General features: G+C 62.2%; 20 protein-coding genes, 4 tRNA genes and 1 pseudogene. 16 read left to right on the top strand and 9 right to left on the bottom strand.

Translation table 11 applies throughout. From position 1 onward, the window contains the following. Nucleotides 1-82 precede the first annotated feature (82 nt). From tig to E8E95_RS16960, 5 genes are all read right to left on the bottom strand, one after another. Nucleotides 83-1,393 carry a trigger factor gene (gene tig, locus E8E95_RS16980; RefSeq protein WP_280352069.1) on the bottom strand — a complete coding sequence of 437 codons (1,311 nt, stop codon included), beginning with the start codon at nt 1,391-1,393 and terminating at the stop codon, nt 83-85. A gap of 250 nt (nt 1,394-1,643) precedes the next feature. After that, a tRNA-His gene (locus tag E8E95_RS16975) sits at nt 1,644-1,719 on the bottom strand. 112 nt (nt 1,720-1,831) lie between these two features. Then, nucleotides 1,832-1,916, bottom strand: a tRNA-Leu gene (locus E8E95_RS16970). Between the two features lie 57 nt (nt 1,917-1,973). Further along, nucleotides 1,974-2,049, bottom strand: a tRNA-His gene (locus E8E95_RS16965). Between the two features lie 32 nt (nt 2,050-2,081). Beyond that, nucleotides 2,082-2,158: transfer RNA gene (locus E8E95_RS16960), tRNA-Arg, on the bottom strand. 263 nt (nt 2,159-2,421) lie between these two features. Here E8E95_RS16960 and folD point away from each other — a divergent pair. Then, the gene (folD, locus tag E8E95_RS16955) at nt 2,422-3,276 is read left to right on the top strand and encodes a bifunctional methylenetetrahydrofolate dehydrogenase/methenyltetrahydrofolate cyclohydrolase FolD (protein WP_280352067.1); all 855 of its coding nucleotides are present in this window, start codon (nt 2,422-2,424) and stop codon (nt 3,274-3,276) included. 58 nt (nt 3,277-3,334) lie between these two features. On the opposite strand, the gene cysS is transcribed toward folD, so the two are convergent. After that, the gene (cysS, locus tag E8E95_RS16950; protein ID WP_280352064.1) at nt 3,335-4,720 is read right to left on the bottom strand and encodes a cysteine--tRNA ligase; all 1,386 of its coding nucleotides are present in this window, start codon (nt 4,718-4,720) and stop codon (nt 3,335-3,337) included. Next, on the bottom strand, nt 4,720-6,387 hold the full coding sequence (locus E8E95_RS16945) for a glutamine--tRNA ligase/YqeY domain fusion protein (protein WP_280352062.1): 1,668 nt from the start codon (nt 6,385-6,387) through the stop codon (nt 4,720-4,722). Before E8E95_RS16945 ends, cysS begins: the two co-directional genes overlap by 1 nt. A gap of 122 nt (nt 6,388-6,509) precedes the next feature. On the opposite strand from E8E95_RS16945, the gene E8E95_RS16940 reads away from it, so the two are divergent. Both E8E95_RS16940 and lpxH read left to right on the top strand, forming a co-directional pair. After that, nucleotides 6,510-7,004: a peptidylprolyl isomerase gene (locus tag E8E95_RS16940; RefSeq protein WP_179062119.1), complete on the top strand. Its 495-nt coding sequence runs from the start codon at nt 6,510-6,512 to the stop codon at nt 7,002-7,004. Further along, a complete protein-coding gene (gene lpxH / locus E8E95_RS16935) occupies nt 7,001-7,723 on the top strand; it encodes a UDP-2,3-diacylglucosamine diphosphatase (protein WP_280352059.1) in 723 nt (240 codons plus the stop codon). The genes E8E95_RS16940 and lpxH overlap by 4 nt, the downstream gene beginning before the upstream one ends. Before the next feature lie 50 nt (nt 7,724-7,773). Here lpxH and miaE read toward each other — a convergent pair whose 3' ends face one another. Then, entirely contained in the window at nt 7,774-8,376 is a 603-nt protein-coding gene (gene miaE, locus E8E95_RS16930; protein WP_280352057.1) for a tRNA isopentenyl-2-thiomethyl-A-37 hydroxylase MiaE, read from the bottom strand. A gap of 174 nt (nt 8,377-8,550) precedes the next feature. Here miaE and E8E95_RS16925 point away from each other — a divergent pair, with 174 nt between their 5' ends. Beyond that, nucleotides 8,551-9,414 (top strand): universal stress protein, encoded by an 864-nt coding sequence (locus E8E95_RS16925; RefSeq protein WP_179062116.1) that lies wholly within the window; start codon nt 8,551-8,553, stop codon nt 9,412-9,414. 45 nt (nt 9,415-9,459) lie between these two features. Here the strand turns inward: E8E95_RS16925 and E8E95_RS16920 are convergent, their stop codons facing one another. Next, nucleotides 9,460-9,936 carry a DUF1289 domain-containing protein gene (locus E8E95_RS16920; protein WP_280352054.1) on the bottom strand — a complete coding sequence of 159 codons (477 nt, stop codon included), beginning with the start codon at nt 9,934-9,936 and terminating at the stop codon, nt 9,460-9,462. Nucleotides 9,937-10,336: 400 nt separating this feature from the next. On the opposite strand from E8E95_RS16920, the gene acnB reads away from it, so the two are divergent. From acnB to E8E95_RS16860, 12 genes and pseudogenes are all read left to right on the top strand, one after another. Further along, nucleotides 10,337-12,946 carry a bifunctional aconitate hydratase 2/2-methylisocitrate dehydratase gene (gene acnB, locus E8E95_RS16915; RefSeq protein ID WP_280352166.1) on the top strand — a complete coding sequence of 870 codons (2,610 nt, stop codon included), beginning with the start codon at nt 10,337-10,339 and terminating at the stop codon, nt 12,944-12,946. A 143-nt stretch (nt 12,947-13,089) separates the two neighbouring features. Continuing rightward, a complete protein-coding gene (locus E8E95_RS16910; protein WP_280352051.1) occupies nt 13,090-13,299 on the top strand; it encodes a YgdI/YgdR family lipoprotein in 210 nt (69 codons plus the stop codon). A gap of 190 nt (nt 13,300-13,489) precedes the next feature. Further along, the gene (locus E8E95_RS16905) at nt 13,490-14,704 is read left to right on the top strand and encodes an ABC transporter substrate-binding protein (protein WP_280352049.1); all 1,215 of its coding nucleotides are present in this window, start codon (nt 13,490-13,492) and stop codon (nt 14,702-14,704) included. A gap of 21 nt (nt 14,705-14,725) precedes the next feature. Further along, entirely contained in the window at nt 14,726-15,304 is a 579-nt protein-coding gene (locus E8E95_RS16900; RefSeq protein WP_179062112.1) for an ANTAR domain-containing response regulator, read from the top strand. Nucleotides 15,305-15,480: 176 nt separating this feature from the next. Continuing rightward, entirely contained in the window at nt 15,481-16,581 is a 1,101-nt protein-coding gene (locus E8E95_RS16895; RefSeq protein WP_280352045.1) for a polysaccharide lyase family 7 protein, read from the top strand. Nucleotides 16,582-16,877: 296 nt separating this feature from the next. Further along, entirely contained in the window at nt 16,878-18,122 is a 1,245-nt protein-coding gene (alaC, locus tag E8E95_RS16890; protein ID WP_280352041.1) for an alanine transaminase, read from the top strand. A gap of 461 nt (nt 18,123-18,583) precedes the next feature. Beyond that, nucleotides 18,584-19,237 (top strand): hypothetical protein, encoded by a 654-nt coding sequence (locus E8E95_RS16885; RefSeq protein ID WP_280352039.1) that lies wholly within the window; start codon nt 18,584-18,586, stop codon nt 19,235-19,237. Between the two features lie 241 nt (nt 19,238-19,478). After that, entirely contained in the window at nt 19,479-20,165 is a 687-nt protein-coding gene (locus E8E95_RS16880; protein WP_280352037.1) for a polysaccharide lyase family 7 protein, read from the top strand. An 80-nt stretch (nt 20,166-20,245) separates the two neighbouring features. Continuing rightward, nucleotides 20,246-20,689, top strand: a complete 444-nt coding sequence (locus E8E95_RS16875) for a thioesterase family protein (protein WP_280352035.1) — start codon at nt 20,246-20,248, stop codon at nt 20,687-20,689. 418 nt (nt 20,690-21,107) lie between these two features. Further along, nucleotides 21,108-22,319 (top strand): nitrate/nitrite transporter, encoded by a 1,212-nt coding sequence (locus E8E95_RS16870; protein WP_280352033.1) that lies wholly within the window; start codon nt 21,108-21,110, stop codon nt 22,317-22,319. A 90-nt stretch (nt 22,320-22,409) separates the two neighbouring features. Further along, nucleotides 22,410-24,080, top strand: coding sequence for a bifunctional protein-serine/threonine kinase/phosphatase (locus tag E8E95_RS16865; RefSeq protein WP_280352031.1), 1,671 nt, complete (start codon nt 22,410-22,412; stop codon nt 24,078-24,080). Nucleotides 24,081-24,333: 253 nt separating this feature from the next. Then, nucleotides 24,334-25,335 (top strand): annotated as a pseudogene (locus E8E95_RS16860) (FAD-dependent oxidoreductase); the annotation flags it as partial. Between the last annotated feature and the right edge of the window lie 71 nt (nt 25,336-25,406).

The raw sequence follows: 25,406 nt of genomic DNA, 5'->3' as shown, positions 1-25,406 counted from the left end.
CCCTAATTGAATAGTCATGTCTTAAAGACGCATAAGCCAGCTCGGAGGCTGGCTTATGGTGTACTCGAAGGAGGCGGAACAATCAGTCGGCTTGCGGAGCTTCTGCCGGCTTGACTGCCTCTTCGTAGGAAACCGACTTGTCGGTTACGTTGGCCTTCTGCAGGACAGTATCTACAACTTGTTCTTCCAGCACAACAGAACGAACTTCGTTCAGTTGCTGGTCGTTCTTGTAGTACCAGGCCACGACTTGCTCCGGCTCCTGGTAAGCGGAAGCCATCTCTTCGATCAGCTCACGCACGCGGGCTTCGTCAGGCTTCAGCTCGAACTGCTTGACCACTTCAGCAACGATCAGGCCCAGCGCGACACGGCGCTTGGCTTGCTCTTCGAACAGCTCAGCCGGCAGTTGCTCGGGGTTGATGTTGCCGCCGAACTGCTGGACAGCCTGAACGCGCAGACGGTTGACTTCGTTACCGATCAGAGCCTTCGGCACTTCGACCGGGTTGGCAGCCAGCAGGCCGTCCATTACCTGGTTCTTCACCTTGGACTTGGTGGCCTGACGCAGCTCACGCTCCATGTTCTTGCGAACTTCGGTGCGGAAGCCTTCCAGACCGCCTTCCTTGATGCCGAACAGGGAGAAGAACTCGTCGTTCAGCTCAGGCAGTTGCGGAGCGGAAACGCTGTTGACGGTCACGGTGAACTCGGCAGTCTTGCCGGCCAGATCCAGGTTCTGGTAGTCAGCCGGGAAAGTCGGGTTGATCACGCGCTCTTCGCCAGCCTTGACGCCTACCAGAGCCTCTTCGAAGCCCGGAATCATGCGACCGGAACCCAGCACCAGCGGGGTGCCTTTGGCGGTACCGCCAGCGAAGGCTTCGCCATCGATCTTGCCGACGAAGTCGATGTTCAGCTGGTCGCCATTCTCGGCAGCGCGCTCAACAGCCTCGAAGCGGGTGTTCTGCTTGCGCAGGATGTCCAGCATGTTGTCGACGTCAGCGTCGCCAACTTCAGCCTGCAGGCGCTCGATGGCGATGCCTTCGAAGCCGGAAACCTGGAACTCGGGGAATACTTCGAAGGTAGCGATGTATTCCAGATCCTTGCCCTTCTCGAACACTTTCGGCTCGACGGCCGGAGCACCAGCCGGGTTCAGCTTCTGCTCGACAACAGCTTCATAGAAGGAGGACTGGATCAGATCGCCCAGTACTTCCTGACGAGCGGAATCTTCGAAACGCTGGCGAATGACGCTCATCGGCACTTTGCCCGGGCGGAAGCCGGCAACTTTGGCGCGGCGGGCAGTCTGCTGCAGGCGCTTGGTCACTTCGTCCTCGACGCGCTCGGCCGGCACGCCGATGGTCATGCGGCGCTCAAGAGCGGAGGTGCTTTCTACAGAAACTTGCATGGATATTCCTCGTTGCACAGACATTAGCCGGCCGTTCCGGCCCCAGAATCAAGGGCATGCATTCTAGTGGGTCGATTTGCAGAAGTCACCCAGCAGAAACAGCCGGCAAAAGGAAGGGATAGAAGAAACGGAAATCAGCAGCCTTGAGTGGCAGGCATCGGCCCGATTCCCTCACTGCGAAAGGCACGCCCACGAAAGGCTGAGCCGGAAATGAAAACGCCAGGCATCAAGCCTGGCGTTTTCACGAATATGGGGTGGACGATGGGAATCGAACCCACGACACCAGGAGCCACAATCCTGTGCTCTACCAACTGAGCTACGCCCACCATATTACGCATTTGCCGATTTGCATCGGCAGCGGAGACCTTTGGTCACCGCTCAACAACCTGAATCGCCAAGAACCGCGGGCATCCACTATTCAATACGACTCGAACATCATGGTGCGGACGGAGAGACTCGAACTCTCACGCCTTGCGGCGCTGGAACCTAAATCCAGTGTGTCTACCAATTCCACCACGTCCGCGAGAGGCAACGCTTGAAACAAAATCGCCAGGCGCGTGGCCTGGCGACTTCTCGAATATGGGGTGGACGATGGGAATCGAACCCACGACACCAGGAGCCACAATCCTGTGCTCTACCAACTGAGCTACGCCCACCATATCGCATTGCTTGTGCCAAATGTGCCAATTGGCACGCCCGGCAGGACTCGAACCTGCGACCATCCGCTTAGAAGGCGGATGCTCTATCCAGCTGAGCTACGGGCGCTTATATCTGCGAGCAGACTATAAAGCTTTGGCCTGGACTGAATCACCTGGATCCAGCCTTGCCATCTTACCCAGCGACAGGCTGTGCTCGACAAGCGGGGCGCATGTTATAGCCAGCCCCACCCCTCGTCAACAGGAAAATTGAAAAAAATCAGAAAGATAAAGGGCTTACGGGAAAATGCTGACCAGCCGCCTTTGCCCGCCCGCCCCTCCATGCGAGAATACGCGCCCTTTTTAGGCCTTCCCGATGGTTAATCTAGCGTCATGACCGCACAACTGATCGACGGCAAAACGATCGCCGCCCGCCTCCGCCAGCAGATAGCCCAACGTGTCGCCGAGCGTCGCCAGCAGGAACTTCGCGTCCCCGGCCTCGCCGTGATTCTGGTCGGCAGCGATCCCGCCTCCCAGGTCTACGTCGCGCACAAGCGCAAGGACTGCGAGGAAGTCGGCTTTCTTTCCGAAGCGCATGACCTGCCCGCCAGCACCAGTCAGGCCGAACTCCTGGCATTGATCGACCGCCTCAATGAAGACCCGGCCATCGACGGCATCCTGGTCCAACTGCCGCTGCCGGAACACCTGGATGCTTCGCAACTGCTGGAACGCATTCACCCCGACAAGGACGTGGACGGCTTCCATCCCTATAACGTCGGCCGCCTCGCCCAACGCATTCCCCTGCTCCGCCCCTGCACACCCAAGGGCATCATGACCCTGCTGGAGAGCACCGGCGCGAACCTCTATGGCATGAACGCAGTTGTCGTAGGCGCGTCCAACATCGTCGGCCGCCCCATGGCCCTAGAACTGCTGCTGGCCGGCTGCACCGTGACCGTCACCCACCGATTCACCAAGGATCTCGCTGGCCACGTGGCCAACGCGGACCTCGTAGTCGTGGCCGCCGGCAAGCCTGGGCTGGTCAAGGGCGAATGGATCAAGCCCGGCGCCATCGTCATCGACGTCGGCATCAACCGTCAGGACGACGGCAAGCTGGTAGGCGATGTGGAGTATGACGTGGCCGCACAACGCGCCAGCTGGATCACTCCGGTTCCGGGCGGCGTCGGCCCCATGACGCGTGCCTGCCTGCTGGAAAACACGCTGTACGCCGCAGAGGCACTCCACGCCTGAGGCAAGCAGACATGAAAAAGGCCGCGAAATGCGGCCTTTTTTATTTGGGCAACCCGGCTTAGTCGGCCAGGCGCCAGGTAGTGCCACCCTTGCCGTCTTCCAGCACCACGCCCATGGCGGTCAACTGGTCACGGATGCGGTCGGATTCAGCCCAGTTCTTTTCCGAACGCGCTTGCAGCCGCGCCTGAATCAGCGCCTCGACCTCCGCGGCATCAACCTTGCCCTCGGCGCCCGCGCGCAAGAACGCATCCGGCTCCAACTGAAGCACGCCGAGCAGGCCGGCCAGCTCCTTCAGTCGCGCCGCCAGGGCAGCGGCAGCCTGAAGGTCGCCATCGCGCAGTCGATTGACCTCACGCACCATCTCGAAGAGCACAGCACAGGCTTCCGGACTGTTGAAGTCGTCATCCATAGCTGCCGCGAAGCGCTCGACGAAGGCATCACCGCCAGCCGGCGCAACCTCAGGCAACCCCTTGAGGGCGTGATAGAAGCGCTCCAGAGCGCCCTTCGCTTCCTTGAGGCTCTCTTCGGAATAGTTGATCGGGCTGCGGTAATGGCTGGACACCAGCAGATAACGCACCACCTCGGGATGATACTTCTCCAGCACCTCACGAATGGTGAAGAAGTTGCCCAACGACTTGGACATCTTCTCGCCATCCACGCGCACCGCCCCGGCATGCATCCAGGACTTGGCGTAGAGCTTGCCGGTGGCCGCCTCGCTCTGCGCGATCTCATTCTCGTGGTGCGGGAACACCAGATCCGGCCCACCGCCATGAATGTCGAACGTCTCGCCCAGGCAGCAGGTGGACATCACCGAGCACTCGATATGCCAGCCCGGACGACCTGCACCCCACGGAGAATCCCAGCTCGGCTCGCCCGGCTTGGCGCCTTTCCAGAGCACGAAGTCCAGCGGGTCTTCCTTGATTTCATCCACTTCGATGCGGGCGCCGATCTTCAGTTCGTCGATCTTGCGCCGCGACAGCTTGCCGTAACCTTGGAACTTGCCGACGCGGTAGTACACATCGCCATTCCCCGGCGCGTATGCGAACCCCTTGTCGATCAGGGTCTGAATCATTTCGTGCATACCGGCGATGTGGCCGGTGGCACGCGGCTCGATGTCCGGACGCAGCACGGAGAGGCGCGCCTCATCCTCATGCATCGCCGCAATCATGCGATCCACCAGCGCCTCAAACGGCTCACCGTTCTCGTTGGCGCGACGGATGATCTTGTCGTCGATGTCAGTGATGTTGCGCACGTAGGTGAGGTCGTAGCCACGATGACGCAGCCAGCGCGCCACCACGTCGAAGGCCACCATCACGCGGGCATGGCCGATATGGCAGAAGTCATAGACCGTCATGCCGCAGACATACATGCGCACCTGGTTGCCGACCAGCGGCTGCAGCGGTTCCTTGGTCTTGCTGAGCGTGTTGTAGATCGACAGCGCCATCATTGCCCCCAGGAATCGCGCAGGGTCACGGTGCGGTTGAATACCGGCTTGCCGGGCTGGGTCTCTTTCAGGTCGGCAACGAAGTAGCCTTCGCGCTCGAACTGGAAGCGATCTTCCGGCTGGGCCTGAGCCAGCGAAGGCTCGGCACGGCAACCACTGAGCACCTGCAGGGAATCCGGGTTGATGTTGTCGAGGAAGCTGCCGCCCTCCTCCGATTTCTCCGGATTCGCCGAACGGAACAGGCGGTCATACAGACGCACTTCGCACTCGACGCTGCCCTCGGCCGGCACCCAATGGATCACACCCTTGACCTTACGGCCTTCGGGGTTCTTGCCCAGGGTTTCCGGATCATAGGAGCAGCGCAGCTCGACGATGTTGCCATCGGCATCTTTGACGGCCTCGTCGGCGCGGATCACGTAGCTGCCACGCAGGCGCACCTCGCCACCCGGGATCAGGCGCTTGTAGCCGGCAGGCGGGACTTCTTCGAAGTCACCAGCATCGATGAACAGCTCACGGCCGAACGGCAGGACGCGCACGCCCATGTCTTCCTTCGGATGGCGCGGCAGCTCTAGGCTCTCGACCTGGCCTTCCGGGTAGTTGGTGATAACCACTTTAAGAGGCTTCAGCACGCACATGGCACGCGGCGCAGTGGCATCCAGATGGTCGCGGATGCTGAATTCCAGCATGCCGACATCGACCACGCCGCTGGCACGGTTCACGCCGATCATTTCGCAGAAATTGCGGATCGACTCCGGGGTATAGCCCCGGCGGCGATAACCGGACAGGGTCGACATGCGCGGATCGTCCCAGCCGTTCACATGGCCTTCATCCACCAACTGCTTGAGCTTGCGCTTGCTGGTGATGGTGTAGTTCAGGTTCAGACGCGAGAACTCGTACTGGCGCGGCTGTGCCGGAACCGACAGGTTCTCCAGGAACCATTCGTAGAGGGGGCGGTGATCCTCGAACTCCAGGGTGCAAATGGAGTGAGTGATGCCCTCGATGGCATCCGACTGACCATGAGTGAAGTCATAACTCGGGTAGATGCACCACTTGTCACCGGTCTGGTGGTGATGGGCATGGCGGATGCGATAGAGGATCGGATCGCGCAGGTTCATGTTCGGCGAAGTCATGTCGATCTTCGCGCGCAGGGAACGGGCGCCGTCCGGGAACTCACCGGCCTTCATGCGCGCGAACAGGTCCAGGTTTTCGTCCACGGAGCGGTCGCGGAACGGACTGTTCTTGCCCGGCTCGGTCAAGCTGCCGCGGTACTCACGCGCCGCTTCTGGCGACAGGTCGCAGACGAAAGCCTTGCCGGTCTTGATCAGCTCGATGGCCCAGTCGTGCAGCTGGTCGAAATAGTTCGACGCGTAACGTTCCTCGCCGGCCCACTGGAAGCCCAGCCACTTCACGTCACTCTCGATGGCGTCGATGTATTCCTGGTCTTCCTTCGCCGGGTTGGTGTCGTCGAAGCGCAGATGGCAATCACCGCCGAATTCCTTGGCCAGGCCGAAGTTCAGGCAGATCGACTTGGCATGACCAATGTGCAGGTAGCCATTGGGCTCCGGCGGGAAGCGGGTGACGATCTTGGTGTGCTTGCCGGCGTCCAGATCCGCCTGAACGATCTGGCGCAGGAAGTTGGAAGCGGCGGGAGTCTCTGGCTTGCTCATGGGGTCCTTACATCTGGCTGGTGCGCGGCTCAGGGTAGGCCGGCCAAATCAAAGCGCTTATCATAGCCGAAGCTGTCAATCCCCTGACAGGCCTTGGATTTCTCGATAGAGCGAATAGCCAAATGATCAAGCTGCACACCAACCACGGCGTCATCACCCTGCAACTCTTCGAAGACAAAGCCCCGGAAACCGTGGCCAACTTCAAGGAATACGTGAAATCCGGCCATTACGACGGCACCGTCTTCCACCGTGTAATCGGCAACTTCATGATCCAGGGCGGCGGTTTCGAGCCGGGCATGAAGCAGAAATCCACCCGTGCGCCCATCAAGAACGAGGCCAACAACGGCCTGTCCAACAAGGTCGGCACCGTCGCCATGGCCCGCACCATGGAGCCTCACTCGGCCTCTGCCCAGTTCTTCATCAACGTTGCCGACAACACCTTCCTCAACCACAGCGCGCCGACCGTACAGGGCTGGGGCTATGCGGTGTTCGGTGAAGTGGTAGAAGGCATGGACGTGGTCAACAAGATCAAGGGCGTCGCCACCACCATGAAAGCTGGCCACCAGGACGTCCCGGTCGATGACGTAATCATCGAGAAGGCCGAGATCGCCGAGTGATATTGCTGATCTCCGATCTGCATCTCGAAGAGGAACGCCCGGACATTACCCGGGCGTTTCTTCATTTCCTGCAGACCCGAGCGCCGCAGGCCGAAGCTCTCTACATCCTCGGAGACTTCTTCGAAGCCTGGATCGGTGACGACGCGATGACACCCTTCCAGCGTTCGATCGCCCAAGCCCTGCGCAAGCTCGCCGATAGCGGTACCCGTATCTTCCTCATGCACGGCAACCGTGACTTCATGATCGGCGGGACCTTCTGCCGCGAAGCCGGCTGCACCCTGCTGAAGGACCCGAGCCTGGTGCAGATGAACGGCGAGGCGGTTCTGCTGATGCACGGCGACAGCCTGTGCACTCAGGATGAGGCATATATGCGGCTGCGCAGGTGGCTGCGTAATCCGGTGAGCCTGTTCATCCTGCGCAACCTGCCACTGGCGACGCGCCACAAGCTCGCGCGCAAGCTACGCAAGGAAAGCCGCATGCAGACGCGGCAGAAAGCCGTGGAAATCACCGACGTCACTCCGAAAGAAATTCCACGCATGCTCCGCCAGTTCGGTGCAAGGACCCTGATCCACGGGCACACCCATCGCCCCGGCACTCACGAACTGGAACTGGACGGTCAACCGGCCCGGCGCATCGTCCTCGGCGACTGGGACCGGCAAGGCTGGGCACTTCAGGTTGACGAGCGGGGTTTCCAACAGGCCCCATTCAACCTGGATTGACTCCCCCGCTCCCAACGAAAAAGCGCCCCTCGGGGCGCTTTTTCCATTCATCAGGCGGGCACGCCGCTGTGGAAGCGGAATTCCTCGTCGGGTGACTCGATCAGCTCCTGCTCAGCCACCCGAACTTTCTCGATGCAGTGGTCGACATCCCGCGCCTCGCCGTACTGATAGGCCAGCTTCAGGTAGCCCTGATAGTGACGGGACTCGCTTTTCAGCAATCCGCCGTAGAACTTCGCCAGTTCTTCATCCAGATGTGGCACCAGTGCCTCGAAACGCTCGCACGAGCGCGCCTCGATGTAAGCCCCCACCACCAGCGTATCCACCAGTTTCTGCGGCTCATGGGCGCGCACGAACTTGCGCAGGCCGGACGCGTAGCGCGATGCCGAGACGGGTTTCAGGTCGATCTTGCGGCGCTTCATGATGCGCAGCACCTGCTCGTGATGCACCAGCTCCTCACGAGCCAGACGGGACATGAAGTTGATCAGATCCAGCCGGGTCGAATACTTGGCCATTAACGCCATGGCTGTGGACGCCGCCTTGTACTCGTTGTTCTTGTGGTCGATCAGCAGGGTTTCCTGATCGGCCAATGCCGCCGCCACCCAGGCATCGGGGGTACGACAGGCAAGGAAGTCATGGATCTCGGGCAGGTTCACAAGCGGCTCTCATCATGCTGGGGGCCACGCTGGCCGGGCTCCCGAAGGCGGAGCATTATACGAATGCAGGAAGCGACGACCAGCCTGGGCCGCTTGATATATGTCAAGAACACCAAAGCGAAATCGGGACTACATTTGTTTTGGCTATAAGCCATCGACAGGGAGATGAGGACCATGCAAGCCATTCGCAGCATTCTGGTGGTATTGGAGCCGGACCGGCCGGAGGGCCTCGCCCTGAAACGGGCAAAACTGATCGCCGGAGTGACCCAGTCGCACCTGCATCTGCTGATCTGCGACCGCAAGGGCGACCATGCCGACTATCTCAGCGATCTGGCCGAATCGCTCAAGGCTGAAGGCTATAGCGCCAGCACCCAGCAGAGCTGGCTGGAGAACCAGCACCAGACCATCATCGCTGCGCAACAGGCCGAAGGCTGCGGCCTGGTCATCAAGCAGCACGTTCCCGATAACCCGCTGAAGAAAGCCCTGCTCACACCGGACGATTGGAAGCTCCTGCGCTTCTGCCCCGGCCCCGTACTGATGGTCAAGACCGACAGGCCCTGGACCGGCGGAAACATCCTGGCAGCGGTGGACGTGGGCAACAGCGATGGTGAACACCGCACCCTGCACGCCACTATCGTCAGCCACGGCTACGACATCGCCAGTCTGGCTCACGGCACCCTGCACGTGATCAGTGCCCACCCGTCGCCCATGCTCTCGGCGGCGGACCCAACTTTCCAGCTCAAGGAAACCATCGAGGCCCGCTACCGCGACGAATGCCGCGCCTTCCAGGCTGAATATGATGTCAGCGACGAACGGCTGCATATCGAGGAAGGGCCGGCTGACGTACTGATCCCCCACGTCGCCCACAAGCTCGGAGCCGCTGTCACCGTGATCGGTACCGTCGCACGCTCAGGCCTGTCCGGCGCACTGATCGGAAATACGGCCGAAGTGGTGCTGGATACCCTGGAAAGCGACGTCCTGGTCCTCAAACCCGATGCGATCATCGCCCACCTGGAGGAACTGGTCGCCCAGCGCTGATCCCCACCCACGAAAAAAGCCGCCTGATGGCGGCTTTTTTTGGTTTCAGACGCGACTCTCGACGCCCTCCCGCAGGAAGCGCGGAGCGATGTAGCGTTCGTAGTGAGCCTCGGACAGCAGGAAGAATTCCCGATCAATGGCTTCCCGCAACTCCGGGAGTGCCCAGTCGCGAAATTCTGGAAGGAGCGAGATGCCATAGGCATCCAGACGATTGATCATTCGCGAGGCTCGCGCGATCAATTGGTAGGCCCAGCAGTATGGGGACTGTTCAGGCACGAAACGCACCTGGCGCTGCTCCAGCTGGTGCCGCAGGCGTTGCGGATCGAACACCTCCAGCTTGGCCTCCATCACCTGCACCAGCAGGATTTCCAGGCGCCGCCAGACCGCGCGTTTCTCCTCCTCGTTGTAGAGGTTCCAGCTCACCACCTCATGATGGAAACGCTTGCAGCCCCGGCACACGTGATCGCCATAGACGGTTGAACAGAGGCCGACGCAAGGCGTCTTGATGCGCTGGTTGGACATGTGGAGGCGAATTCGGCAGGTAAAACAGGCCGGCCATCTTAGCCCTTTGTCTAATCAGGGTCACGCTCAGGGAAATAGGGATTCCGTCTTAACTTTGTCGAGCCTTTCCTTTAGAATCGGCCCGCCATTTTAGGCGCCGATATCCGTTGGAAGCTGTTTTCAAAGCGTCACGAGCACAGTCGATCCGGCAGGAAATAATGGCGCTGGGCATCCCGCCCGGGATGTCCGCCGCCAGCCCTCATCAGGCCTTCCTTCCGGCGTAAAACTTTGAAAACAGCTTCTCGATGGAGGCCGCCGAAACCTTGGCCAGACAGCCCAAAAAGCTGTGCGGCGCATGCGTTCGGCGGATTCCTGGATGAGCGCCCTGGACGATTCCAGGGCCACTGATGAGGGTAAAACTGTGCTTGAAGCCTATCGCAAACACGTAGAAGAGCGTGCCGCCCAAGGGGTCGTACCCCAGCCGCTGAACGCCGAACAAACTGCAGGCCTGGTCGAGCTGCTGAAGAATCCCCCGGCTGGCGAAGAGGCAGTCCTCCTCGACCTGATCACCAATCGTGTTCCGCCGGGTGTGGATGAAGCTGCCTACGTCAAAGCAGGTTTCCTCTCCGCTATCGCCAAGGGCGAAGCCACTTCCCCGCTGATCGACAAGGCTCGCGCCACCGAACTGCTGGGCACCATGCAGGGCGGCTACAACATCGCTACCCTGGTCGAGCTGCTGGACGATGCCGCACTGGCCTCCGTCGCCGCCGAACAACTGAAGCACACCCTGCTGATGTTCGACGCCTTCCACGACGTCGCCGAGCGCGCCAAGAAGGGCAACGCTTCCGCCCAAGCCGTGCTGAAGTCCTGGGCCGAAGGCGAGTGGTTCACCGCCCGTCCGGCCATCGCCGACAAGTACACCCTGACCGTGTTCAAGGTGCCCGGCGAAACCAACACCGACGACCTGTCCCCTGCCCCTGACGCCTGGTCGCGCCCTGACATCCCGCTGCACGCCCTGGCCATGCTGAAGATGGCTCGCGACGGTATCGAACCCGAGCAGCCTGGCTCGACCGGCCCGCTCAAGCAGATCGAAGCTGTGAAAGCCAAAGGCTTCCCGGTTGCCTACGTCGGTGACGTGGTGGGTACCGGTTCTTCCCGTAAGTCCGCCACCAACTCGGTGCTGTGGTTCTTCGGCGACGACATTCCGTTTGTTCCGAACAAGCGCGCTGGTGGCTTCTGCTTCGGCACCAAGATCGCCCCGATCTTCTACAACACCATGGAAGACGCCGGCGCTCTGCCGATCGAATTCGACTGCACCAACCTGGCCATGGGCGACGTCATCGACGTGTACCCCTATGAAGGCAAGGTCGTTCGCCACGACAGCGGCGAAGTCGTCACCAACTTCGAACTGAAGACCCCGGTCCTGCTGGACGAAGTCCGCGCCGGCGGCCGTATCCCGCTGATCATCGGCCGCGGCCTGACCGAGAAGGCCCGCGCCGAACTGGGTCTGGGTGCTTCCGACCTGTTCAAGAAGCCGGAATCCCCGGCCGACAGCGGCAAGGGCTTCACCCTGGCCCAGAAGATGGTTGGCCGCGCCTGCGGTCTGGCCGAAGGCCAAGGCGTCCGTCCGGGCACCTACTGCGAGCCGAAGATGACCACCGTCGGTTCCCAGGACACCACTGGCCCGATGACCCGCGACGAGCTGAAAGACCTCGCCTGCCTCGGCTTCTCCGCCGACCTGGTGATGCAGTCCTTCTGCCACACCGCCGCCTATCCGAAGCCCATCGACGTCAACACCCACCACACCCTGCCGGACTTCATCAAGACCCGCGGCGGCGTGTCCCTGCGTCCGGGCGACGGCATCATCCACAGCTGGCTGAACCGCATGCTGCTGCCTGACACCGTCGGCACCGGTGGCGACTCCCACACCCGCTTCCCGATCGGCATCTCCTTCCCGGCCGGTTCCGGCCTGGTAGCCTTCGCTGCCGCCACCGGCGTAATGCCGCTGGACATGCCGGAATCCGTTCTGGTGCGTTTCAAGGGCAAGATGCAGCCCGGTATCACCCTGCGTGACCTGGTGCATGCCATCCCCTACTACGCCATCCAGGCCGGCCTGCTGACCGTCGAGAAGAAAGGCAAGAAGAACATCTTCTCCGGCCGCATCCTCGAGATCGAAGGTCTGAACGACCTGACCGTCGAGCAAGCCTTCGAGCTGTCCGACGCCTCGGCCGAACGTTCCGCTGCTGGTTGCACCATCAAGCTGCCGGAAGACGCCATCGCCGAATACCTGAAGTCCAACATCACCCTGCTGCGCTGGATGATCGGTGAAGGCTACGGCGACGCCCGCACCCTGGAGCGCCGCGCCCAGGCGATGGAAGCCTGGCTGGCCAAGCCGCAACTGCTGGAAGCCGACAAGGACGCCGAATACGCTGCCGTCATCGAAATCGACCTGGCCGAAGTGAAAGAGCCTGTGCTCTGCGCACCGAACGACCCGGACGATGCCCGTCTGCTGTCCACCGTGGCCGGCGACAAGATCGACGAAGTGTTCATCGGCTCCTGCATGACCAACATCGGCCACTTCCGCGCTGCCGGTAAGCTGCTCGACAAGGTCAAGGGCGGCATCCCGACCCGTCTGTGGCTGGCTCCGCCGACCAAGATGGACCAGCACCAACTGACCGAAGAAGGCTACTACGGCATCTACGGCAAGGCTGGCGCGCGCATGGAAATGCCGGGCTGCTCCCTGTGCATGGGCAACCAGGCCCGCGTACAGACCGGCGCCACCGTGGTCTCCACCTCCACCCGTAACTTCCCGAACCGCCTGGGCGACGCCACTAACGTCTACCTGGCCTCCGCCGAACTGGCGGCCGTTGCCTCCATCATTGGCAAACTGCCGACCGTCGAGGAGTACATGGAATACGCGAAGAACATCGACAGCATGGCTGCCGATATCTATCGCTACCTGTCCTTCGACCAGATCGCCGAGTACAAGGAAGCCGCTGCAAACGCCAAGATCCCGGTGGTGCAGGCCTAAGGCCTCATCGGTATCTCGGTAATGAGAAAGCCCCGCCTCGTGCGGGGCTTTTTCTTTTCCGGAGTTCGCCATCAGCCCGACTTGCAGCCGCCCTGCCAGCAGCTATGTTCCAAGTATCAGCCCCTACGACGTTGGACGCCGCCATGAAAACCTGGTCCCTGATCCTCAGCTGCGCCCTTGGCCTGGCCGGCTGCTCCAGCGAATACCTGATCGCCACGACCGACGGCCAACTCATCGCCACCGACGAGAAGCCCGAACTGGATAAAGACACCGGCATGATCGAGTTCGAGGACCACGAAGGTCGCAGCCAGCAGATTCCGCAGAGCCAGGTGAAGCAGATCATCGAACGTTGAGGTAGCTCCGACGTACAACCCTGGCCCCGCACTCGCGGGGCTATTTTTTGCGCCGCTGGCATATCGCTTGCTTCAGCTGCTTCAACGAAGCCCGCTCCAACGACGGAACGAGCTGCTGACGATGGCGTCGATTCCGGCCGGCCCCGGCTGCTCCGGATCGGCGCCATTTTGCTGATAGGTGGCCACCACAATGACGGACAAGCAAGACACCACGCGCACGGACAACCTCGCCTGGGTCGCAGGCAGCGATGCACCGGAGAAGTGCGTGCTCAATCTGGGCTTCATGCCCCTGACCGACTCGGCATCCCTGATAGTCGCCGCCACCCAGGGCTTCGCGCAGCCCTACGGGCTGACCCTGGACCTGCAGCGCCAATCGTCCTGGGCCACTCTTCGAGACAAGCTGCTGTCCGGCGAGCTGGACGCAGCGCAGGCACTCTACGGGCAGATCTATGGGATCGAACTCGGCATTGGTGGACCCTGCGCCGAGATGGCCATCCTCATGGGGCTCTGCCAGAACGGGCAGGCCATCAACCTCTCCGAACCACTCAAGCGCATCGGCGTGACCAGTTCCGATGCACTGGCCCGTCATGTGCACCAGGGTGGCGCACGCCTGACCTTCGCCCAGACCTTTCCCACTGGCACCCACGCCATGTGGTTGAACTACTGGCTCGCCGCCCAGGGCATCCACCCCCTGCAAGACGTCGATACAGTTGTGGTACCGCCTTCGCAGATGGTGGCCCACCTCAAGGCCGCCCGGATCGACGGTTTTTGCGCAGGCGGCCCCTGGGGCGCGTTGGCGGTCGACCAGGGCCAGGGATACACCCTCGCCACCAGCCAGATGATCTGGCCGGACCATCCGGAGAAGGTCCTCGGCGTAACCCGCGAATTCGCCGAGCAGTACCCCAACACCGCCCGCGCACTGACCATGGCGGTGCTGGAAGCCAGCCGTTTCATCGATGCCAGCCTGGAAAACCGCCGCAGCACGGCCCAACTGATCAGCGGTAGCGACTACGTGGACGTCCCCCTCTCGGCCGTGGAGCCGCGCTTCCTCGGCCATTACCAGGATGGCATCGGCAACGCCTGGGAGGACGAACACCCGCTGCGCTTCCATGCGGACGGCAAGGTGAACATGCCCTACCTCTCCGACGGCATCTGGTTCATGACCCAGTTCCGCCGCTGGGGCCTGCTGCGGAGCGACCCGGACTACCTGGCCGTCGCCCAACGCGTGCAACGCCTGGACATCTACCGCGAGGCGGCTGAAGCCCTGGGCGTCCCGCTTCCCGGCCTGATGCGCAGCGCCACCCTGATCGACGGTCGCATATGGGACGGCACCGACCCCGCCGCCTACGCCCGCAGCTTCCCGATCCACTCCCTGGCCGGCACCGCCCGCGCCATTGCCCTGTAGCCGCTAGGGAAGACCGCCAACATGCTGCGCATCCTGCTGATCAACGACACCGCAAAGAAAGTCGGTCGACTCAAGGCCGCCCTGATCGAAGCCGGCTTCGAGGTCATCGACGAATCCGGCCTGACCATCGACCTGCCGGGACGCGTCGAGGCCATCCGCCCGGACGTGGTCCTGATCGACACCGAATCCCCGGGCCGCGACGTGATGGAGCAGGTGGTACTGGTCAGCCGCGACCAGCCCCGCCCCATCGTCATGTTCACGGACGAGCACGACCCGAAAGTCATGCGCCAGGCCATCCAGGCCGGCGTCAGCGCGTACATCGTCGAAGGAATCCAGGTTGACCGCCTGCAGCCCATCCTCGATGTCGCCATGGCGCGCTTCGAAAGCGACCAGGCCTTGCGCGCGCAGCTCAACGCCCGCGACCAGCAACTGGCCGAACGCAAGCGCATCGAACTGGCGAAGGGATTGCTGATGAAGATGAAGAACTGCAACGAGGAGGAGGCGTACACCCTGATGCGCCGTCAGGCCATGAGCCGCCAACAGAAGCTGATCCAGGTGGCCGAACAGATCATTGCGATGCACGACATGCTCGGTCATTGAAAGGGAGGATCCGCGCGATTCCAGCCAATGGATAGCCGAAAAGATCGAACCTTCCGTCCGCCCCGCCACTCAGTGAAAGGCCTGCCCCGCGCAGGCCTTTTCCATTAACGGGAAAGGCACGCCTGCGGGACACGCCCATGAGCGAGACGTGCAACCCACCAATAAGGACGCAAGGCATGCAGATTCTCCCCTCCCGCGCACCCCACCCCTTCAGCTCTTACTGCTGGGGGCCAGCGCTGCTCGGCTGCCTGCTGGCAGGCAATAGCCAGGCTGATCTCTACAAGGGCGTCGCCCCGGGCGGCAACTTTGCCCTGGAAAACTGGAACATCACCGTCCCCCAGGATGCCGACGGCGGTACCAGCGGTACGGCAGTCACTGTTCGCCCCGATCAGCTGTCCGGCCCCTATGGCTACGAATCGCGCTGGTTTCGCACCGATTCCCAGGACGGCGCGATGACGTTCTGGGCGCCGGTCAACGGCGCCACCGCCGGTGGCTCCAGCAGTCCGCGTGCCGAACTGCGAGAAATGCTCGACCCGAGCAATCTCGGCATGACCTGGAACGGCGCGGGCGAGTCAGTGCAAGACGCGCTTCTGAAAGTGACGCAAGTGCCCAGTGACGGCATCGTCATCGTCGGCCAGGTGCACGGCTACGGCAGTGCGCCGCTGATCCTGGTCTATTACCGCTATGACGCCGCCCTGGGCACTGGCCGGGTGATTGCCAAGCTGCAGGGCACACCTGTGCAAGGTCCGCCCTACACCAACCACGTGCTGGCCACAGACGTCGATCTGGGGGAAACCTTCAGCTACCAGATGCGGGTAGGCAAAAACGTCGCCATGGCCTCGGCCAACGGTGGGGCCGTGGCACGCATGGTGATGGACCCGTCATGGAACGGCGAAACCTTCTACTTCAAAGCTGGCGCCTACCTGCACATGCACGGCAGCAGTGCCACTGAGGGTGGCCGGGTGAAGTTCTATCGCCTTGCCGCTAGCCACCCCAACGACGGCCTGCAGATCAACAGCCCCGCCGCCCTGCCCTCCGCCGCCGCAGGCCAGCCCTATCTGGCGCAGCTGTACAGCACCGGTGGGCGCGGCGGCGCGACGTGGCGCCTGGTCAGCGGCCATCCCCCGGCCGGGCTGAAGCTGTCTCGCGACGGCGTCGTCAGTGGCACACCCGAGACACGGGCGGTCTCGCCCGTCGCCCACTGGTTCGTGGCCCAGGTCAGTGACGTCAACGGCAGCACCCACCACAAGAAATTCTCCATCCTCGTGCGCGAGTAAACATCCATGTTCGTAGAACCTGGCGACGAAACTGGCCCAAGCACATAGCAACGTAGGACGGGTTGAGCCTGCGATACCCATGCTGCTCGTTGGCGCCGATGGGTATCGCTTCGCTCAAGCGGAGCGCCGCCCGCCTCATCCTACGAGTGTCATCCGGATAGCCCGAGCACTGGAGCCGTCACAGCACGAATCTTTCCTCGACAAACCAAAGCTCCAGCCCTTATCTTCGCCGCCAGGCCACTGCAGTGGCCGACGTCGCTCGGACGGTTCCGGGCGCTTACGTATCCGAGGAAAGCATGGCTGACCAGCGTTCACCGCGCCGTTTTGCGCGCATCGATCGTCTCCCCCCCTACGTCTTCAACATCACCGCCGAACTCAAGATGGCTGCACGCCGTCGCGGCGAAGACATCATCGACCTCTCCATGGGCAACCCCGACGGCGCCACCCCGCCGCATATCGTGGAAAAGCTCGTGCAGGTCGCGCAGCGTGAAGACACCCACGGATACTCCACTTCCCGCGGTATTCCACGCCTGCGCCGAGCCATCTCGCGCTGGTACAAGGACCGTTACGACGTGGAGATCGATCCTGAATCCGAAGCCATCGTCACCATCGGCTCCAAGGAAGGCCTGGCACACCTGATGCTCGCCACCCTCGACCATGGCGACACCGTACTGGTACCCAACCCCAGCTACCCGATCCACATTTACGGCGCAGTGATCGCCGGCGCCCAGGTGCGCTCGGTTCCGCTGATCCCCGGCGTGGACTTCTTCGCCGAGCTGGAGCGGGCGATCCGCGAAAGCATTCCGAAGCCGAAGATGATGATCCTCGGCTTCCCTTCCAACCCCACCGCCCAGTGCGTGGAACTGGACTTCTTCGAGCGTGTGGTCGCCCTGGCCAAGCAGTACGAAGTACTGGTGATCCATGACCTGGCCTATGCCGATATCGTCTACGACGGCTGGAAGGCGCCTTCGATCATGCAGGTGCCCGGCGCCAAGGATATTGCGGTGGAGTTCTTCACCCTGTCCAAGAGCTACAACATGGCGGGCTGGCGGATCGGCTTCATGGTCGGCAATCCGGAACTGGTCAGCGCCCTGGCGCGGATCAAGAGCTACCACGACTACGGCACCTTCACCCCCCTGCAGGTGGCCGCCATCGCCGCGCTGGAAGGCGATCAGCAGTGCGTGCGGGATATCGCCGAACAGTACCGTCAGCGCCGTAACGTGCTGGTGAAGGGGCTGCACGAAATCGGCTGGATGGTGGAGAACCCGAAGGCCTCGATGTACGTCTGGGCCAAGATTCCCGAGCCCTATGCCGCCATGGGTTCGCTGGAGTTCTCCAAGAAGCTCCTGGCTGACGCCAAGGTCTGCGTATCGCCCGGGCTGGGCTTTGGCGACTACGGCGATGACCACGTGCGCTTCGCCCTGATCGAGAACCAGGACCGCATTCGCCAGGCCGTGCGCGGCATCAAGGGCATGTTCCGCGCCGACGGGCACCTGGAACCCTCGGCACCGTCCAAACCCCGCAAGGCCAGCAAGGCCTGACGCACGATCGCGCCCCCTGGTCACAGGGGACGCTCCCGCCTCTGAACTTTCCCGAAATGCCCGCCTGGCAAGGTTTCCTTGCCTTTTCAAGCGCTTGGCGCACTTTCACGAACACCACCGTTCGTCGGCTTTCGGATCAATTTTTGAACAAAATCAGGGTTCTACCACTCTGATGAAAGCCTAAGTGCATCGCGCCACTTTTGAGCCATGGTTGGTCGTCGGCGCGCATGTCTTTTTCCCCTTGAGTCCGGAGCGATTCCAAATGCACAAGTTCACGTGCAGGAGGTTTCTCTGTCTCAAAAAAGGAGGAATGCCTATGAAGACATGAATAAAACTAGAGATGCATGAACAACCTGACCAAACGACTCAAAGTCCAGAGAGACTAACGAGTAATTAAACAATATATCGGTGCCCTTACTGCATCAGCACACCAACTTACTTTGTAAAACAAGAGGTCAACCATGGAGCTGTATCATCTCATTACTTCCCTGTTCAAACAGGAAGCAACCATGGAATTAATGCGCATGGGTGTCGTTTATGCCCACCTGATCGCCTGCTGCGTGGCAATCGGCCTGGTCCTGACCAGCGATTACGCCATGATCAAGCAGATGATCACCGGCGAAGACGACGCTACCCACAGCGACAAAACCCATCTTGATACTTTGAAGAAAACTGTACTGCTTGCACTTGCGGCACTCTGGGTAACAGGGATAGGTATCGTACTGCTGGACTACTCTGTCAAAGGCGCGGTGTACTTCCTCAACCCCAAACTCCAGGCCAAGATCCTGGTCGTAACCTTGTTGACCGTAAACGGCTTCCTGCTGCACAGCGCAGTCCTGCCTGCAATCAAGAAGGCTGGCACGCTGGTCAAAATGGAAACCAACGCCCGCACTCTCGCAGTGTTCTCGGGCGTCGTCTCCGGAGTCTCCTGGTTCTACGGAGCCATGCTGGGCATTGCTCGTCCGCTCAGCTGGAAGTACTCCCTTGGCGAAATCATGTTCGCTTACCCGCTGTTCATTTGCCTTGGCTTCGTCGCGATGACGCTGCTGGTGAAGTGGGCAAGCAAACGCGATGAAAATCTCGCTCCTTCCGGAGTGAAATCTGCACTCGCCTAGCTGTAAGAGATGACTGGGCAGGGATGCCCAGTTTCAAATAAAAGCTCGCCAAGTTATAACTTTCGCAACACCCCGCCCCAACTTCCCTCAGCCACTTCAAGAATCCCGCGCCCTCTTCCCCTGCCTAGCTCAAACAGGCACCAAAGTCCAAAGTTCTGCTTTTATCGGGCTGCTCCGGAACTTTTCCTCCTTTCGCATGTACGAACTGCTGCCCCTAAGTGATATGCAGTAAGGACATACAGTGATCGACCTCAGCACCTGGAACCTGACGGTCCCAGCCACCACCTCCAATACCCTCATCACCACCGACCGCCTCAGTAATGGCTATGAAAGCCAGTACTTCCGGCGCAACTCCGACGGCAGCATCAGTTTCTGGGTGCCAGTGAACGGCTCGCATTCCGAAGACTCCACCTACCCGCGTACGGAACTGCGTGAAACCCAGGCCGACGGCACCCTGAGCTACTGGTACCACGCCAGCGCCGACAATTATCTGAGTGCGGTGCTTTCCGTGGACCAGGTCCCGAGCCAGAACAAGATCGTTATCGGCCAGATTCACAGCAAGGACGAGGCTGGCAGCCAGAATGATCCGCTGCTGAAAATCCAGTACCACTACTTGCGCGGTAACGGCCGGATCGAAGCACTACTGCGCAAACGCCCCGGCGACGATGAGGTGGAGAACATTCTGCTGGCCGAAAACGTCGATCTGGGCGAACGCTTCGGCTACGACCTGCGCATTACCCCCTCCGGCAAGCTGGGCATCGTCGTCACCAGCAAGGGCGATGACGGCAACCTGTACCGCGAGCTCAGCAGCTACTGGAGCAAGCAGCAGCTCTACTTCAAGGCAGGTGCGTATATCCAGGACAACTACGGCGCGACCAACGAAGGTGGCCGCGTGACCTTCTATTGGCTGAACGGGCTGCACCGCTGACATTCAACCGGAGAATGACGGCTCATCCGTCCACACGGGCGTAGAATCGGCGCCCCGCCGCTTCTACGCCTGAGGTTCCCATGGCCCGCCTGTCCCTGCACTTTCCCGAAGACCAGTATTGCTACTCGACCCATCTGACCGTGCGCGTCACCGACATCAACGGCGCAAACCACCTGGGAAACGACTCGATGATCTCGATGATCTCCGAAGCCCGTGCACGGTTCCTGTTCGAGTTCGGGATCACCGAGACCGCTGAGGATGGCGTCGGGATCATCGTCACCGACCTGGCGACCACCTACCGCGCCGAAGCCCACGCGCGCGATCAGTTGCTGTTCGAGGTCGGCGTCATGGACTTCAACCGTTACGGTGGCGACATCACCTTCCGCATCACTCGCCCGGCGGACGGCACACTGGTGGCCATGGCCAAGTCCGGCTTCGTCTTCTTCAACTATCGGGAATCCCGCGTAGTGCCCATGCCGGAAAACTTCCGCAGCACCTTCCCGAAGGTGAACTGGATCGACTGATCCCATTCCAGCCTCAACTCGGTGCACCCACGATCCCATCGCCCCGTTTTGAATCAGCCCGAAAATCCGCCAGACGGCGAAAGAACCCTCTAGAACGGCACTTTTCGGGATTGGCCCGGCTCTTGCTCTGCTACTGGCAGAGGTAGCCAACGGCGGTTGCCCTACTACACGACAAAGGCGTCGCGTCACTCCGCAGCAATGCGGGCAGTGGTGCGACGCCTTTTTCGTTCCGGCCCCAGCGATGGGGCGGTGGACGGGCCGGGATCCGGACGTTCGCTTGCAGCTCACTCAATCCCGCTGCGGCTCCGGCCGCAGGACGACGCGCCACAAGCGCGACGTTTTACCGGGAGGTGCGACCGCCGTGCCCACGATCACGGCGAGCGCGCCTCCCGGCCCCTAACTGCAGATGAGGTGTTCGATGACAACGAGTTTCTGGAAAGCCGGCCACACGCCCACCCTGTTCTCCGCCTTCCTCTACTTCGACCTGAGCTTCATGGTCTGGTACGTCCTTGGCCCGCTGGGCGTGCAGATCGCAGCCGACCTCCAGCTCAGCACCCAGCAGCGCGCAATGATGGTGGCCACGCCCATCCTGGCCGGTGCCGTGCTGCGATTCCTGATGGGCATGCTGGCCGACCGTACCTCGCCGAAAACCGCCGGCCTGCTCGGCCAGGTGGTGGTCATCGTCGCGCTGTTCGTCGCCTGGCAGACGGGCATCCACAGCTATGAGCAAGCGTTGCTCCTCGGCCTCTTCCTGGGCTTCGCCGGTGCTTCCTTCGCCGTGGCATTGCCGCTGGCGTCCCAGTGGTACCCGCCGCAGCACCAGGGCAAGGCGCTGGGTATTGCCGGTGCGGGCAACTCGGGCACTGTGCTGGCCGCTCTCTTCGCCCCCGGCCTCGCGGCCCTGTATGGCTGGAACAATGTCTTCGGCCTGGCGCTGATCCCGCTGGTGCTCACCCTGGCGATCTTCGCCCTGGCTGCCCGCAACGCCCCCAACCGCCCCGCTCCCAAGTCGATGGGCGACTACCTCAAGGCCCTGGGTGACCGCGACAGCTGGTGGTTCATGCTGTTCTACAGCGTGACCTTCGGCGGGTTCCTCGGCCTGGCCAGCACCCTGCCCGGCTACTTCCACGATCAGTACGGCCTGGCCCCGGTTACCGCTGGCTACTACACCGCCGCCTGCGTCTTCGCCGGCAGCCTGATGCGCCCGCTCGGCGGCGCCTTCGCCGACCGCATCGGCGGCATCCGCACCCTGCTGGTCGTCTATACCGTGGCCTCGGTGTGCATCGCCGCCGTGGGGTTCCACATTGCTAGTTCCGCCGCCGCCCTGTCGCTGTTCGTGGTCGCCATGCTGAGTCTGGGCGCAGGCAACGGCGCAGTGTTCCAACTGGTACCCCAGCGCTTCCACAAGGAAATCGGCGTGATGACCGGCCTGATCGGCATGGCCGGCGGAATCGGCGGCTTCTGCCTGACCGCAGGCCTTGGTGCCATCAAGCAACACACCGGCGACTACCAGCTGGGCCTGTGGCTGTTCGCCAGCCTCGGCGTAGTGGCCTGGTTCGGTCTTTACGGTGTGAAGCAACGCTGGCGCACCACCTGGGGTTCCGCCGCCGTCACCGCGGCCCGCGTCTGACCTCGAACCCGATCCGGCACCCTTGGGTGCTGGAGCAGATCCGACAAAGGAGCGCCTCGCGCTCCTTTCGCCATACAGGACGGACCGTTGATGACGCTGCAACTCAGCTTTGGCGAAGCCAGCTCCACGGGGCCGCGCACGGAGAACCAGGACGCCGTTCGGGTCGTCACCCCGGCGCCCGCCCTGGCCGCCAGCAAAGGCTATCTCTTCGCCCTCGCCGACGGTGTCAGTCAGTGCGCCGACGGCGGACTCGCCGCACGTGCCACCCTCCAGGCCCTGGCACTGGACTATTACTCGACGCCGGAAACCTGGGCCGTGGCCCAGTCGCTGGATCGGCTGCTGGTGGCCCACAACCGCTGGCTCCAAGCCAATGGTGGCGGCCAGCCGCTGCTCACCACCCTGACCGCCATGGTCCTGCGCGGACGCCGCTTCACCCTGGCCCATGTCGGCGACTGTCGCGCCTACCGCTGGAACGGCCAGCAACTTTCCCGACTCAGCGAAGACCACGTCTGGGAACAGCCCGGCATGCAGCACGTGCTCAAGCGCGCACTGGGCCTGGACCAGCACCTGGTAGTGGACTACCTGGACGGCGAGTTGGCGGAACGTGAGGGTTTCGTGCTGGTCAGCGATGGTGTCTGGGCCGTGCTCGGCGACCACGGCATCCAACGCATCCTGCAGGATGAACAGGACCTCCCAGCAGCCGCGCAGGCGCTGGTCAGCGCTGCGCACCTGGCGGGCGGCCAGGACAATGCCAGCGCGCTGCTGATCCGCGTCGACAACCTGCCCCAGGCCGGCCTGGCGGATACCCTGGCGCAGCTCGACCACTGGCCGCTGCCGCCGCGTTTGCTGGAAGGCCACTCCTTCGAGGGCTGGCAGGTGGAACGCCTGGTAGCCGAGTCGCGTCAGTCCATGGTCTATCGGGTACGCGACAGCCAGGACCGCCGCTGGCTACTCAAGACCCTGCCCGCCAGCCGTCATGACGAACCCACAGCCGGGCCGGCCCTGATGCTGGAAGAGTGGTTCCTGCGCCGGGTGGCCGGGCGCCATTTTCCCGAAGCCCATCCGCTGCCCCAGCGCCAGCATCTGTATTACGTGCAGCGCGAATACGCCGGGCAGACGCTCGCCGAGCACCTGCGCCTCGGCGGTCCGATGCCGCTGCCGGAATGGCTGGATATCGCCCCACGGCTGCTCAAGGCACTCGGCCAACTGCATCGACGCAACATCCTGCATCGCGATATCAAGCCAGAAAACCTGCTGTGGGGGGACGACGGCGAACTGCGACTTCTGGATTTCGGTCTGGCGTACTGCCCTGGCCTGTCCCAGGACGAGGCGCACAGCCTCCCCGGGACACCCAGCTACATCGCCCCGGAAGCATTCGCCGGCACGGCGCCTTCCCCGAAGCAGGATCTCTACGCGGCAGGCGTCACCCTGTACCACCTGTTGACCGGCCACTATCCCCATGGCGAGATCGAAGCGTTCCAGCATCCTCGCTTCGGGACGTCTACGCCGGCCAGCCGCTACCGGCCCGATCTGCCCGCCTGGCTGGATGAATGCCTGGCTCGCGCTGTATCCGCCGATCCGACCGCACGCTACGAAACGATGGAGGAATGGCTGCTGGCCCTGGAGCAAGGCGAACGTCGCGCCCTGACGGCCAAGCCCCGGCCGCTGCTGGAGCGCGAACCCCTCAAGGTCTGGCGCGGCATGGCGCTCTTGTCGCTGCTGATGAACCTCATGCTGCTGCTCCTGTTCCTGCACGGATAACGCACCAGGCTGATGCACTCCGCCCCAAGCAAGGGCGCAGCGACCGCAAGGTCACCGTTCCAGCTCAGGAAAACGGGCGTTTCCGGGGTTGGCACGAGGACTGCAATATCCACTTCGACAATCTACAAAAAGCGTCCGCCTCAACGACGAGACGGCACTTTCCCGAGAGAACGGGACTTGGACAAAGGCGTCCTGCTGGCAACAGCGGGACGCCTTTTTTGTTTGCTCGACGTTTGTGCAGGAGTGTCCTGGCATGAAGACATCCAAGCTGGTGGTGATCGGAAACGGCATGGCCGGAGTGCGTACTCTCGAAGAACTGCTGAGACTGGCACCGGAGCGTTACCAGATCACCGTGTTCGGCGCCGAACCCCATCCGAACTACAACCGCACCCTGCTCTCTCCGGTTCTGGCCGGCGAGCAGTCCTTCGAGGAAATCATCCTCAACGACCTCGCCTGGTACGCGGATAACGGCATTGAGCTGCTGCTGAATCGCAAGGTGGTGAAGATCGATCGCCAGCGACGCCAGGTGATTGCCGAAGATGGCAGCCGCGCCGACTACGACCGTCTTGTCATTGCCACCGGCTCCACGCCGAGTCGCCTGTCCATCCCCGGCAATCGCCTCCAGGGTGTGATCGGCTACCGCGATATCGCCGGGGCGCGCGCGATGATCGAAACAACCCGTACTCATAGCCACGCCGTGGTGATCGGCGGCGGCCTGCTGGGCCTGGAAGCCGCCAATGGCCTCAAGCAACGCGGCATGGACGTTACCGTCGTGCATCTGGCGGATTGGTTGCTGGAAAAGCAACTCGATCAGCCGGCTGGCGACAAGTTGCTGCGTGCCTTGCAGGCTCGCGGCATCCGTTTCCGCCTGGGCACCGCCACCGAGGAACTGATCGACAACGGCGACGGCCGCGTCTGCGCCGTGCAACTGGCGGGCGGCGAAATCATCACTGCCGACCTCGTAGTCATGGCTGCCGGAATCACCCCCAACACCGAACTGGCCGAGCAGGCTGGCCTGCCCTGCAATCACGGCATCCTGGTCGACGACACCCTGCAGACATACGACCCACGCATCTATGCCATCGGCGAGTGCGCGAACCACCGGGGAATCTCCTACGGATTGGTGGCACCGCTGATGGAGCAGGCCAAGGTCTGCGCCAATCACCTGGCGATGCTCGGCTTCGCCCGCTATCGGGGCTCGCTGGCGGGCGCCCGGCTCAAGGTAGCCGGTATCGAGATGATCAGCGCTGGCGACGTCCCACATCCCGGCGAGATCGCCGCCATGCCGGGTGCCTGTCCACTGCACGACTGGCAGATAGAACTGGC

Source organism: Pseudomonas sp. BN414 (assembly GCF_029871275.1).
Taxonomy (GTDB): Bacteria; Pseudomonadota; Gammaproteobacteria; order Pseudomonadales; family Pseudomonadaceae; genus Metapseudomonas; species Metapseudomonas resinovorans_C.
The sequence above is the reverse complement of the archived record's forward strand: the minus strand, read 5'-3'. Positions and strand labels throughout refer to the sequence as shown.